Annotated in this window: 10 protein-coding genes; 4 read left to right on the top strand and 6 right to left on the bottom strand. The window is 70.3% G+C overall.

What is annotated here, in order from left to right:
• Positions 1–139: 139 nt before the first annotated feature.
• Positions 140–853, bottom strand: coding sequence for a tyrosine-protein phosphatase (locus FHU35_RS20560; RefSeq protein ID WP_145742199.1), 714 nt, complete (start codon positions 851–853; stop codon positions 140–142).
• 197 nt (positions 854–1,050) lie between these two features.
• Here FHU35_RS20560 and FHU35_RS20565 point away from each other — a divergent pair, with 197 nt between their 5' ends.
• A complete protein-coding gene (locus FHU35_RS20565; protein ID WP_145742200.1) occupies positions 1,051–2,706 on the top strand; it encodes a fumarate hydratase in 1,656 nt (551 codons plus the stop codon).
• A gap of 215 nt (positions 2,707–2,921) precedes the next feature.
• On the opposite strand, the gene FHU35_RS20570 is transcribed toward FHU35_RS20565, so the two are convergent.
• The 5 genes from FHU35_RS20570 to FHU35_RS20590 all read right to left on the bottom strand — a co-directional run bounded on the left by FHU35_RS20570 (position 2,922) and on the right by FHU35_RS20590 (position 9,202).
• Positions 2,922–3,335 carry a hypothetical protein gene (locus FHU35_RS20570; RefSeq protein ID WP_246110446.1) on the bottom strand — a complete coding sequence of 138 codons (414 nt, stop codon included), beginning with the start codon at positions 3,333–3,335 and terminating at the stop codon, positions 2,922–2,924.
• A gap of 143 nt (positions 3,336–3,478) precedes the next feature.
• Positions 3,479–4,360, bottom strand: coding sequence for an alpha/beta hydrolase family protein (locus FHU35_RS20575; RefSeq protein WP_246110447.1), 882 nt, complete (start codon positions 4,358–4,360; stop codon positions 3,479–3,481).
• A 42-nt stretch (positions 4,361–4,402) separates the two neighbouring features.
• A complete protein-coding gene (locus FHU35_RS20580) occupies positions 4,403–7,078 on the bottom strand; it encodes a bifunctional acetate--CoA ligase family protein/GNAT family N-acetyltransferase (protein WP_145742204.1) in 2,676 nt (891 codons plus the stop codon).
• A 12-nt stretch (positions 7,079–7,090) separates the two neighbouring features.
• Positions 7,091–8,266, bottom strand: a complete 1,176-nt coding sequence (locus FHU35_RS20585; RefSeq protein WP_145742206.1) for an acetoin utilization protein AcuC — start codon at positions 8,264–8,266, stop codon at positions 7,091–7,093.
• An 84-nt stretch (positions 8,267–8,350) separates the two neighbouring features.
• Complete coding sequence (locus FHU35_RS20590) at positions 8,351–9,202, bottom strand: sulfurtransferase (protein WP_145742208.1); 852 nt, start codon at positions 9,200–9,202, stop codon at positions 8,351–8,353.
• Positions 9,203–9,324: 122 nt separating this feature from the next.
• On the opposite strand from FHU35_RS20590, the gene FHU35_RS20595 reads away from it, so the two are divergent.
• The 3 genes from FHU35_RS20595 (at position 9,325) to galE (ending at position 12,221) form a co-directional block, all read left to right on the top strand.
• Positions 9,325–10,020, top strand: coding sequence for an iron-dependent transcriptional repressor DtxR (locus FHU35_RS20595; protein ID WP_145742210.1), 696 nt, complete (start codon positions 9,325–9,327; stop codon positions 10,018–10,020).
• Entirely contained in the window at positions 10,017–11,195 is a 1,179-nt protein-coding gene (galK, locus tag FHU35_RS20600; RefSeq protein WP_145742212.1) for a galactokinase, read from the top strand. The genes FHU35_RS20595 and galK overlap by 4 nt, the downstream gene beginning before the upstream one ends.
• 63 nt (positions 11,196–11,258) lie before the next feature.
• Positions 11,259–12,221 carry a UDP-glucose 4-epimerase GalE gene (gene galE / locus FHU35_RS20605; RefSeq protein ID WP_145742214.1) on the top strand — a complete coding sequence of 321 codons (963 nt, stop codon included), beginning with the start codon at positions 11,259–11,261 and terminating at the stop codon, positions 12,219–12,221.
• Positions 12,222–12,247: the final 26 nt, after the last annotated feature.

Raw genomic sequence — 12,247 nt, forward strand, 5'->3', positions numbered from 1 at the left:
TCGGCTCGTTGACCCGGGTGCGGGGAAGGAGCGAAGATCTTCTTCCCGCTCGCTTGAGCGGTGGGGTCCTCCACCGCTTGCTGGAGGAGGCCGGACTCGTCGAAAAGGCGGGTCCGACCTCCTCACCTAAATTCGCGGCTCAGCTGTCCAAGAACTTCGCCTTCCAGCGGTTCAGCTCGTCGTCGGTGACGCCGTGGTTGCTCAACCAGCCCGCGGCCCCCTGGTGGACGTCGAAGACCTCCAGCACCCGCTCGATGGCTTGGGTCGGGGTGGCCAGCAACTCGGCGACCATCTCCTCGTCCACGCCCGGCGGGAGTTCCGGCGCCTCGTTGAGGCGCTGCAGGACGCGGAACATGTTCTTGTCGGTGCGCACGTAGTCGGCGATGATCGCGTCCGGGCGCACGCCGGCGGCGCTGAGCAGCATCGCCGAGACGACCCCCGTCCGGTCCTTGCCCGCAGCGCAGTGCACGAGCGCCGGGCCGTCGGCCTCCAGGACGTGCCGGAAGACCTCGACGAGCTTCTTCGGAGCGCCTTCCAGCATGCCCTGGTAGAGCAGGGTCAGCTCGTGCGCAGAGCCGTCGTCCTCGGGCTTGTCCAGCCCCTCCAGCACCCGGATCCGGTGCACCTGAGCGACCGGTGCCATCGGGTGCGTTTCCTGCGTCTCGGCCGCTTCGCGCAGATCCACCACCACCCTCGGCGGCCAGCCGGTCAACCCCTCCGGATCGCGGTCGCCGGGATGCGGGGCATCACTGCGGTACACCACCCCGGACCTGGTCAGCTCCCCGTCACCGACGGGTTGACCGCCCAGGTCGCGGAGGTTGACCAGTTCATCGAGCGCGTCCGACGTGGGCATGCGGCCTCCGATGCGATGTGAGCGGTACCGGGCGTCCAGCCTCGAGAATCTCAAGCCGAAGAGGTTTCGACCAGGGCACCCCGGAGGCGTCGGCGGCCGGTCTCCGTCACACATAGCCCACCCGTGTGGACGCCGTGATCCGCTGCGCGGTTACATGAGTGCACGCGTAACCCGAACGCGCGCAAAGGAGCCGCGACGTGACCACCACGAATTTCGACTTCACCGAGGTGCTCCCCCTCGGCCCCGACGACACCGAGTACCGCCTGGTGACCGATGAAGGCATCAAGGTCGTCGAAGCCGCAGGGCGCCGCTTCCTGGAGATCGAACCCGCCACGCTGACCTCGCTGGCCGCTGAGGCGATCAAGGACATCCAGCACCTGCTGCGTCCGTCGCACCTCGCCCAGCTGAAGTCGATCGTGGAAGACCCCGAGGCCAGTGCGAACGACCGCTTCGTGGCCACCGACCTGCTGCGCAACGCCTGCGTGTCGGCCGGCGGGGTGCTGCCGATGTGCCAGGACACCGGCACCGCGATCGTCATCGGCAAGCGGACCGAGTCGGTGCTCACCGGCGGCCAGGACGAGGAGTCGCTGGCTCGCGGCATCTTCAACGCCTACCAGGACCTCAACCTGCGCTACTCGCAGATGGCGCCGCTGAACTTCTGGGAGGAGCGCAACACCGGCAGCAACCTGCCCGCCCAGATCGAGCTGTTCAACAAGCCGGGCACCGACCCGTTCTACGAGCTGCTGTTCATGGCCAAGGGCGGTGGGAGCGCCAACAAGACGTTCCTCTACCAGGAGACCAAGGCGCTGCTGAACCCGACGCGCCTGGGCCGCTTCCTGGAGGAGAAGCTGCGCTCGCTGGGCACGGCGGCGTGCCCGCCGTACCACCTGGCGATCGTCGTCGGCGGCATGTCCGCCGAGTACAACCTCAAGGTCGCCAAGCTCGCCTCCGCGCGCTACCTCGACGAGCTGCCGCAGGAGGGCTCGGGATCCGGGCACGCGCTGCGCGACGTCGAGATGGAGCAGCAGGTCCTGGAGATGACCCGTCAGTTCGGCATCGGCGCGCAGTTCGGCGGCAAGTACTTCTGCCACGACGTGCGCGTGATCCGGCTGCCCCGCCACGGCGCGTCGCTGCCGGTGGGCGTGGCGGTGTCCTGCTCGGCGGACCGGCAGGCCAAGGCCAAGATCACCCCCGAGGGCGTGTTCCTGGAGCAGCTGGAGCGCGATCCGGCCAAGTACCTGCCGGAGGTCTCCGACGAGCAGCTCTCCGACGAGGTCGTGAAGATCGACCTGAACCGGCCGATGGACGAGATCCGCTCCGAGCTGTCGAAACTGCCGGTCAAGACGCGCGTTTCGCTGACCGGACCGCTCGTCGTGGCGCGCGACATCGCGCACTCCAAGATCGCTGAGCGGCTCGACGCGGGCGAACCGATGCCCGACTACATGCGCGACCACCCGGTCTACTACGCCGGTCCGGCCAAGACCCCCGACGGCTACGCCTCGGGATCGTTCGGACCGACCACGGCGGGCCGGATGGACTCCTACGTCGAGCAGTTCCAGGCCGCCGGCGGCTCGATGGTCATGCTGGCCAAGGGGAACCGGTCGAAGAAGGTCGCCGATTCCTGCGAGAACCACGGCGGGTTCTACCTCGGTTCGATCGGTGGACCGGCGGCGCGTCTCGCTCAGGACTGCATCCGCAAGGTCGAGGTGCTGGAGTACCCGGAGCTGGGCATGGAAGCGGTCTGGCGCATCGAGGTCGAGGACTTCCCCGCCTTCATCGTCGTCGACGACAAGGGCAACGACTTCTTCGCCAACTCGACTCAGCCCACCCTGCAGATCTCCTTCGGCCGCTGAGCCGCGGCTGATCCGCACGAGAAGGACGACTGGCGACCGGTCTTGGGCTCACCCGCGATGTGCGGGTGAGCCCAAGCGGCCGCGGTCATCCCGCTGCGAAAGCCCGCGTGAGAACCAGGACTGCCGGACCCGGCGCACCGTGGAGCCCCACCTCCGGCGGCGAACCGGATTCCGCGCGCACGGCGGTGGCAGGTTTCCGCCGCGCTACAGCCGGATCAGCGCGGAACCTTCACGTCCTTCTGCTCCAGAACGACTTTTCGCCCCTCCAGCGGTGCGTCGAGGCTCACCGCCACCGGCGGGTACCTCAGGTCCATCGTGCACACACCCGGTGGGTCAGGTGTCTCCTCCACCAGGATGATCTTCACGTGGTCCGCGGTCTGCTCCCCCAGTTCGGCGCGCACCTTGCTGCAACCGCCCTCCTGACCGGAGGCGACCACTGCGGTACCGTTGTCCTGGGTCCAGACCTTCTTCGGATATCCTCTTGGCAGCTGCGAGAGGTCGATGGCCTCCGCAGCCACGGGTGTCCGTTCCGGTTCAGGCTTGGCCTGAACGGGTCCGGCCGGGACCGGCGGCTGACCACCGAACCCCACGTCGTCGGTCGGCTGTTGAGCGCAGGCTGCCAAGGCCACTAGCAGACTCCCCGCGCCCACTGCGGTTTGTAGGCGTCTCATACCTACAAGACGGAGGCGCGGGAGTCAGCGGTTGCGTCCCGGACCATTCGGATCGGTCCCCAACTTTCACACTATTCGCCCTGCGGTGCACCAACGCGTCGTCAACGCCCGAGGACGCCGTTCATCCAGTCGTCGATCCAGGCCGCCATCCCGGCGGAGCTCCGCGTCCACTTGAAGTGGTCGACCGGCCCGCCCGCGTCGTCGGCGGTGTAGTGCCGGGCGGTGCGATCGGCGCTCGTGGAGTGCTTGACCAGGTCCGCCATCGCCGATTCCGGGGCGAGCTCGTCGTTCTCCACGGTCACGGTGAGCAGCGGCGTGGTCACCTCGGCCATCGCGGCGTCGTAGTCCAGGTCGGAGCCGGTCAGTCTCCAGCGCCCGGTGCGCGCCTGCCGCGCCCAGTCCCGCATCAGACCGGTGGCCTGCTTCCCGCCGAAAGCGAAGCCCGGCCAGTAGCCGAGCAGCGTCGATCCGATCGCGATCGCCTGGGTGCCCAGCAGCGAGTAGTAGTACTTGGCCAGTCCGGGATAGGCCCGGTACCAGACCGAGCCGGTCGCGATCAGCGCTGCGCCGTGGACCCTGCCGGGGTTGGCGGCGGCGTGCAGCAGCGCGATCTGACCGCCGAGGCTGTGCCCCAGGACGAACCGGGGCGCCTTCGGGAAGACGGATTCGACGAGGTCCAGCACGGCGTCGAGGTCGTTGACGAAGTCCTGGTAGCCGAAGCGGACCCCGCGCTGGGCCCGGGGCCTGTTCTCACCCTGACCGCGCACGTCGAACGACACCACGGTCATGCCCAGGCGGTGCAGCTCAGCCGCGAACCGCCGGTAGTAGCCGGCCGGGACGCCCATGGCCGGTGCCAGGACGGCGACCGGCGCGGTCGGGTCGTCCTGCTGCAACGCGCGCACCTTGATCCGGTATTGGCCCGCTGGGACCACGCCGACCACAGGTGCGGGTGCGTCGACTTTCCGGGTCGTGACCTCATCCACGCGCACAGATTAACGGAACTAGTACGTTTCGGTCTGTGTCCCCTATCGCAGTCTGCGCGGTCCGGTGTCCGGAACGGCCGACGAGGCGCCCAAGGACACCCGGGCACCGGTGACGGCGGCACCGGACGCGGAGGCCAGCACCGGCTGCAGCACCAGCTGCCGCACCTCGGGGAGGTCTTCGGCCAAGGTCGCCACCCGCAGCACCAGGTCTTCCAGGGCGGACAGATCAGCCGGTTCCACACCCCGGTACCCGGCCAGCAGCGGAGCCGCCCTGGGCGCTCGCACCAGGCTCGCCACGTCCACGTCGGTCAACGGCAACGCCCGGTAGGCCTTGTCCCCCAGCAACTCGCTGGCCACGCCGGAGAGCCCGAAGGAGACCAACGTGCCGAACGACGGGTCGTCCAGGAGGTCGATCACGCACGACGTCCCCCGCCCGGCCATCCGCTGCACGTAGACCTCGTCGATCCCCGACACGCGCTGCACGTCGGCGTAGGCCGTGCGCACCGCGTCCTCGTTGCCCAGGTCCAGCCGGACGCCGACCAGGTCGTTGCGGTGCCGGAGCTTGGCGCTGGTGGACTTCAGCACCACCGGGTAGCCCAGCTCCTCGGCGGCGGCCAGCGCCGCGTCCACGTCCGCGACCTTGCGGAAGGGCACCACCTCGACGCCGTAGCAGCCCAGCAGGCGCACGGTGCGCTCGTCGCCCAGCTCCGCAACGCCCTCCGAGAGCCACTGCTCGACCAGCGAACGCGCCTGCTCGTCGGCCACATCCGGCCGCACGAAGTGCCCCTTCGGCGCTGCGCGCCACTTCGCGTAGCGCGTGACGCGGGCCAGCGCGAGCACCGAGCGCTCGGGCGACGGGTAGGAGGGGACGGATCCCTTGCCGGTGATGCCGTCCGGGCCGGGCACCACCAGCTCGTCGGGCACGCCCTCGGCCGCCAGGAACGTGGTGACCACCGGCTTCGAACGCGCGGCGTCCGCCTCCTGCAGCGCGTCCCGCAGAGCTCGCGCGTAAGCGGTGCCGGGCACGGCCACCGGCGGGGCGAACACGGTGATGAGCGCGTCGACGTCGCTGCGCGCGGCCGCGTCTCGCACGGCCGCCGCGAACTCCTCCGGTTCGGCTGCGGCCCCGACGTCGACGGGTTCGTGCGCCAGCTGCAACCCCTGCGCCTGAGCCACGTCCGCGGCGATCATGCCCAGGGCCGAGGAGTTGCCGACGATCGACACCCGATCGCCCTGCGGCAGCGGCTGGTGCGCGAGCAGCAGCGCGGTGTCGAACATCTGCGCCACCGACTCGACGCGGATCACACCGGACTGCTCGAACAGCGCCTGGACGCTCGTCTCGTCGATCTCGACCGTGGTGGCCGCCAGGCCGGCGCGCACGGCGTTGCGCCCGGACTTGACCACCACGACCGGCTTGCTCAGCGCGAGGCGCCTCGCCAGCCGCCCGAACTTGCGCGGGTTGCCGAAGGACTCCAGGTACAGCAGCACGACGTCGGTGGCCGGGTCGGTCTGCCAGTACTGCAGCAGGTCGTTGCCCGAGAGATCCGCGCGGTTGCCCGCCGAGACGAACGTCGACAGCCCCAGCCCCCGCTCGGTGGCGGTCTCCAGGATCGCCACGCCCAGCGCGCCCGACTGGCAGAAGAAGCCCGTGCGGCCGCGACCGGGCAGCTGCGGGGCGAGGCTGGCGTTGAGCCGGAACTCCGGGTCCGGGTTGACCACGCCGAGGGCGTTCGGGCCGACGACCCGCATGCCGTGCACGCGCGCGGCCCGCACCATCTCGCGCTCGACCTCACGCCCGGCGGGACCTGACTCGCTGAACCCGGAGGAGACGATGACCAGCGCCTTCACACCCTTGGCCAAGCAGTCGTCGAGGACTTCGGTGACGCTGGCCGCCGGGATCGCCACCACCGCGAGGTCGACCTCGTCGGGGATGTCGAGCACCGAGGCGTAGGCGCGCACCCCGCGCACCGAGCGGTGCTCCGGGTTGACCGGGTAGACGGGGCCGGTGAAGTCCGCGGTGAGCAGGTTCGTCAGCACCGCGTGGCCGATCTTGCGGTGGTCGGTGGAGGCACCGATGACCGCGACCGATCGAGGACGCAGCAGGTTGTGCACGCTGCGGGCCTCGGCGGCCTGCTCGCGGGCCCTGGCCACCGCCACCGACTCCTCGGTGGGGTCGATGTCGAACTCCAGGTGCACGACGCCTTCCTCCATCGCCCGGCTGACCTGGTAGCCGGCGTCGCGGAAGACCCGCACCATCTTGGAGTTCTCGGCCAGCACCTCGGCCACGAACCGCCGCAAACCGCGTTCCTGCGCCGATGCCGCGAGGTGCTCCAGCAGGATCGAGCCCAGGCCCCGGCCCTGGTGGCCGTCCTCGACCACGAACGCGACCTCGGCGGACTTCTGCTCGCCGAGCCGGTCGAAGCGCCCCACGGCGACGATGTCATCGCCCAGCAGCGCCACCATGGCGATCCGGTTGACGTAATCGACCTGCGTGAACCGCCGCACGTCGCGCTCGGGCATCCGGGGATACGGACCGAAGTACCGGTAGTACCTGGTCCGATCGCTGAGCCGCCCGTGGAAGGCGATCAGCTTGTCCTTGTCGGCCGGGACGATCGGCCGAAGGTGCACGGTGCCGCCGTCGGAGAGGACCACGTCGGCTTCCCACTGCCGCGGGTAGTCCTGCTGCGGCCCGGTCTCCTCTCCCCGCTCTTCGTCCACTTCGGACACTCCTCAGTCGCGCGTGTCGGCCGGGTCCAGCCCGAGCAGCGGGAAGACCGCGTGCCGGGCGTCGCGGATCGCGGTGTCCACCGTCGAGGAGGTCACCCCGGTCCAGCGTTCGAAGGACGGGTCCGCCCCGTCCGACATCGACGTCGGCATCGGCACGTTCTGCGCACGCCGGACGGCGTACGCGATCCAATCGTCAGGGATGGTGGTCTCCGGCGCGATGTCCCGGTTCAGCAGCGTCGCCAGCAGGTGGGTCCACGCCCTGGGCACCACCCGGAACAGCGAGTACCCGCCGCCGCCGAGCGCCAGCCACTTTCCGCCGGCGTAGGTCTCGGCGAGCTCGCGCAGGCTCTGGTAGGTCGCGCGCTGGCCGTCGACGCTCAGCGACAGGTCCGCCAGCGGGTCATCGCGATGCGCGTCGGCACCGCACTGGGTGACCAGCACCTGCGGGCGGAACTGCTCCAGCACCGAGGGCACGACCGCGTGGAAGGCGCGCTGCCAGTCCCCGTCGCCGGTGCCCGGCGGCAGCGGGACGTTCACCGCAGTCCCGTCCGCGTCTCCCCTGCCGACCTCGGTGGCGAAGCCGGTGCCCGGCCACAACGTCACCGGGTGCTGGTGCAGCGAGATCGTCATCACGCGGGGGTCGTCGTAGAAGGCCGCCTGCACGCCGTCGCCGTGGTGGACGTCGACGTCGAGGTAGGCGATGCGCTCCACGCCCTGCTCGAGCATCCAGGCGATGGCCACCGAGCAGTCGTTGTAGACGCAGAACCCGGCCGCGTGATCGGCCATCGCGTGGTGCAGCCCGCCGGCGATGTTGACCGCCCGGTCGGCGCGGCCGGACACGATCTGCTCGGCGGCCTTGATCGACGCGCCGGCGATCAAGGCCGACGCCTCGTGCATCCGATCGAAGATCGGGTTGTCGTCGGTGCCCAGCCCGTGCCCGACCTCCCAGCCGCTCAGCGGCGCTGAGCGAACGGCGGCCATGTACTCGGCGGTGTGCACCCGCAGCAGGTCCTGCTCGGTGGCCGGCTCGGGCTTGATCGTCTCCACGTCACCGAGGAGCCCCAGCGAGTCGGCGAGCCGCATGGTCAGGTCCAAGCGGATCGGATGCAGCGGATGCTGCCCTCCGAGGTCGTACTCGAGCAGCGCCTCGTCCCAGACCACGGCCAACTGAGAACCCATGGGCGGGACGCTACCTGCCGGAGGCCCGCCGCCACAGGGCCTCGGCGACGCGACCCGGCGAGGTGGACCGATCTCGCCGAGCGCTCAGCCCGCTTCCGCCCCGGTGGCCGCAGGACGCTCCGGATCCGCCGACCAGTTCGACCACGAGCCCGCGTAGAGCGCTGCGGGGTTCCCGGCGTCGGTGACGCCGGCGTGCTCCAGTGCGAGCAGCACGGAGCAGGCCGTGACGCCCGAGCCGCAGTAGGCCCCGACGGGATCGTGGCCGGTGACGCCCAGCGCCGCGAAGCGCTCAGCCAGATCTCCCGGCGAACGCCAGCGCCCCGTCTCACCGATGTGCTCGCTGAACGGCGCGTTGAGCGCGCCCGGAACGTGCCCCGCGCGCGGATCCATCGGTTCCACGTCTCCCCGGTAGCGCTCCGGTGCCCGCGCGTCGAGCAGCGCGCCCTCGCGGGCCAGCGCAGCGGCCTCCTCGGCGTCGATCACCGGCATGGCACCGGCCCGCACCCGGAACCCACCGGGGCCGGGCTCGGGAACCTCGGTGGTGGTCGGCTTGTGCTCCGCGGTCCACGCCGCGTAACCACCGTCGAGGACCGCGACGGAGCGGTGCCCGGCCCAGCGGAGCAGCCACCACGCCCGCGCGGCCGCCGAGCCGTTGTCCGCGTCGTAGACCACCACCGGGCGGTCCGCGTCCACCCCGGCCCTGCGCAGCACCTCCTGCAGGACCGCCGGATCCGGCAGCGGATGGCGACCCGCCGGGCCCGGTTCGGCCGCGAGCTCGGCGTCCAGATCGACGAAAACGGCGCCGGGCAGGTGCCCTTCGGCGTAGTCCTCCCGTCCAGGTGGGCCGAGCAGCGACCACCGCACGTCGAGCAGTGTCGGGTGCGGGTCCGCGCTCAGGGCGGACATGAGATCATCAGTACTGATCAACGTATGCATGACGGCCTTTCGAAGCCCGCCGACGAGGTCGGTCATAATCTTTGGCTGTCAACTCCCCGGCCACTGACCGTTGTCGCTGGCAGCGGCTAGCATCGTGGTTGGGACTTGAATGGGGAGCCGACGTGAACGATCTCATCGATACCACTGAGATGTACCTTCGCACCATCTACGACCTCGAGGAAGAGGGCGTGGTGCCGCTCCGGGCCCGCATCGCCGAGCGCCTGGAGCAGAGCGGACCGACCGTGAGCCAGACGGTGGCCCGCATGGAACGCGACGGACTGCTGAGCGTGGCCGAGGACCGCCACCTCGAGCTGACCAAGGCCGGCCGCGCCCGCGCGATCAGCGTCATGCGCAAGCACCGCCTCGCCGAACGGCTCCTCGTCGACGTGATCGGCCTCGAGTGGGAGCACGTGCACAACGAGGCCTGCCGCTGGGAGCACGTGATGAGCGAGGCCGTCGAGCGCAAGCTCGTCAAGCTCCTCGGCGGCCCCACCACCTCCCCCTACGGCAACCCCATCCCCGGCCTGGACGACCTCGGTGTCGATCACGTCGAGACCGCGGTCGACGGCGAGCTCCAGCGGGTCGACGAGATCGCCCGCAACGGCGGTGGCCGCGCGGTCATCCGCCGCATCTCCGAGCACGTGCAGCTGGACCCCGACCTCATGACCGACCTCAAGGAGGTCGGCATCGTGCCCGGCAACGAGGTCGAGATCGTGTCCGTCGTGGGTGCGAACAAGCCGATCGAGGTGCACGGCCGGACCGGCAACGCCGAGCTGACCCCGAGCATCGCGCACGCGGTCATGGTGACCGCCAAGTGACGGTCTCCGATCGCGCGGCGGAGCTGTTCGCCGCGGAGCACGGCCGCGCTGCGAGCGCGGTGTGGTCGGCCCCCGGACGGGTCAACCTGATCGGTGAGCACACCGACTACAACGATGGCTTCGTGCTTCCGATGGCGATTCCGCACCGCGTGGCGGTGGCAGTGGGCCCGCGCGAGGACCGCAAGCTCGTGACCACGACGCTGGGCGATGACGGCGAGCTCCACCAGGCGGACGAGGCCGTCGTCGACGACCTGCGTCCGGGCTCCCCCACCGGCTGGTCCGCCTTCCCCGCCGGTGTCGCGTGGTCGCTGCGGGAAGCAGGTCACGCGATCCCCGGCCTGAACCTGATGATCGTCGGTGACGTTCCCACCGGCGCCGGCCTGTCCTCCTCCCACGCGCTGCAGTGCGCTCTCGCGCTGGCGCTGCTGGATCACGTGGGCCTGGCACCGGGCGAGCCGGGCGCGCCGAGCCTGGCGGAGATCGCGCGGCTGGTGCAGCGCTCGGAGAACGACTACGTCGGCGCCCCCACCGGCCTGCTCGACCAGACGGCATCGCTTCGCTGCGTCGAGTCCCACGTCCTGTTCTTCGACGTCCGCACCGGCGACTCCGAGCAGGTCCCGTTCGACCCGCGCAGCGCCGGTCTCGAACTGCTCGTCATCGACACGCGCGCGAAGCACTCGCACAGCGAATCCGGTTACGGAGAACGCCGGAAGGGCTGCGAGCGGGCGGCAGACCTGCTGGATGTGAAAGCACTTCGCGACATCTCGGTGGCGGAGCTGCCGACGGCGACGAAGAAGCTTCCGGATGAGCTCCAGCCGCTGGTCAAGCACGTGGTGACCGAGAACGAACGGGTCCTCTCGACCGTGGAGCTGCTGCGCTCCGGCGGGTACGCCGAGATCGGCCCCCTGCTCAACGCCTCCCACGCCAGCCTCCGCGACGACTACCGCGTCTCCTGCCTCGAACTCGACGTCGCAGTGGACGCAGCGGTGCGGTCCGGCGCACTGGGCGCCCGGATGATCGGCGGCGGCTTCGGCGGTTCGGCGATCGCCCTGATCTCCAGCGCCGACCGGGAACGCGTCGAGTCCGCCGTCCGCGACGCCTTCGCCGAGCGGAGCCTGACCGAGCCGCGCGTGTTCATCGCGATACCCTCCGCCGGTGCGGGGCGGGACCTGTGACGAGCTGGTCGCCGGCCGCTTCCCGCTGAATCGGCCAGTTTTCCCACGGAAGGCAGTGCGCAGTTGAAGCTCCTGGTCACAGGTGGTGCCGGTTACGTCGGAAGCGTGTGCGCGGCACGCTTGGTGGAAGCAGGTCACGAGGTCGTCGTGGTCGATGACCTCTCCACCGGGCACGCCGACGCCGTCCCCGACGGCTGCAAGTTCGTCGAAGCCGACATCGCAGCAGCAGCGAACGAGCTGCTCGCGGAGCAGTTCGACGGAGTGCTGCACTTCGCGGCGAAGTCGCTGGTCGGCGAGTCGATGGAGGATCCGCAGAAGTACTGGCAGGGCAACGTCGTGACGTCGTTGCACCTGCTGGACGCGATGCGCGAGCACGGCACGCCGCGATTGGTGTTCTCCTCGACCGCGGCCACCTACGGCGAGCCGGAGGAATCCCCGATCACCGAGGACCTCGCGACGCGACCGACGAACACCTACGGCGCGACCAAGCTCGCGATCGACCACGCGATCACCTCGTACGCGACCGCGCACGGCATCGGCGCGGTCAGCCTGCGGTACTTCAACGTCGCCGGGGCGCACGGCGCCTTCGGCGAGCGGCACACCGTGGAGACGCACCTGATCCCGATCGTCCTGCAGGTGGCGCTGGGCCAGCGCGAGCAGGTGCAGATCTTCGGCGAGGACTGGCCCACCGCCGACGGGACCTGCGTCCGCGACTACATCCACGTCACCGACCTCGCCGACGCCCACCTCCTGGCGCTGCAGAACGCGACCGGCGGCCGGCATCGCATCTACAACCTCGGCAACGGCACGGGCTTCTCGGTCAAGCAGGTGATCGACACCTGCCGCGAGGTCACCGGGCACCCCATCCCCGCCAAGGTGGCACCCCGCAGGGCAGGCGACCCCGCGACTCTGGTGGCCTCGAGCCTGCGTGCTCGGGAAGACCTGGGGTGGCAGCCCCAGCGCGCCGACCTCGGTGTGATCGTCGGTGACGCCTGGGAGTTCACCCGCGCGCGCCACTCGGCCTGATCGCTTCTTCCTCTTCTTCGCGCACA

The sequence above is a fragment of the Saccharopolyspora dendranthemae genome, assembly GCF_007829955.1.
Classification (GTDB): Bacteria; Actinomycetota; Actinomycetes; order Mycobacteriales; family Pseudonocardiaceae; genus Saccharopolyspora; species Saccharopolyspora dendranthemae.

Bases quoted from the DNA above. Each gene is read 5' to 3' on its own strand.
- FHU35_RS20560 (WP_145742199.1), bottom strand. From the start codon at position 853: ATGCCCACGTCGGACGCGCTCGATGAACTGGTCAACCTCCGCGACCTG.
- FHU35_RS20585 (WP_145742206.1), bottom strand. From the start codon at position 8,266: ATGGGTTCTCAGTTGGCCGTGGTCTGGGACGAGGCGCTGCTCGAGTAC.
- FHU35_RS20590 (WP_145742208.1), bottom strand. From the start codon at position 9,202: ATGCATACGTTGATCAGTACTGATGATCTCATGTCCGCCCTGAGCGCG.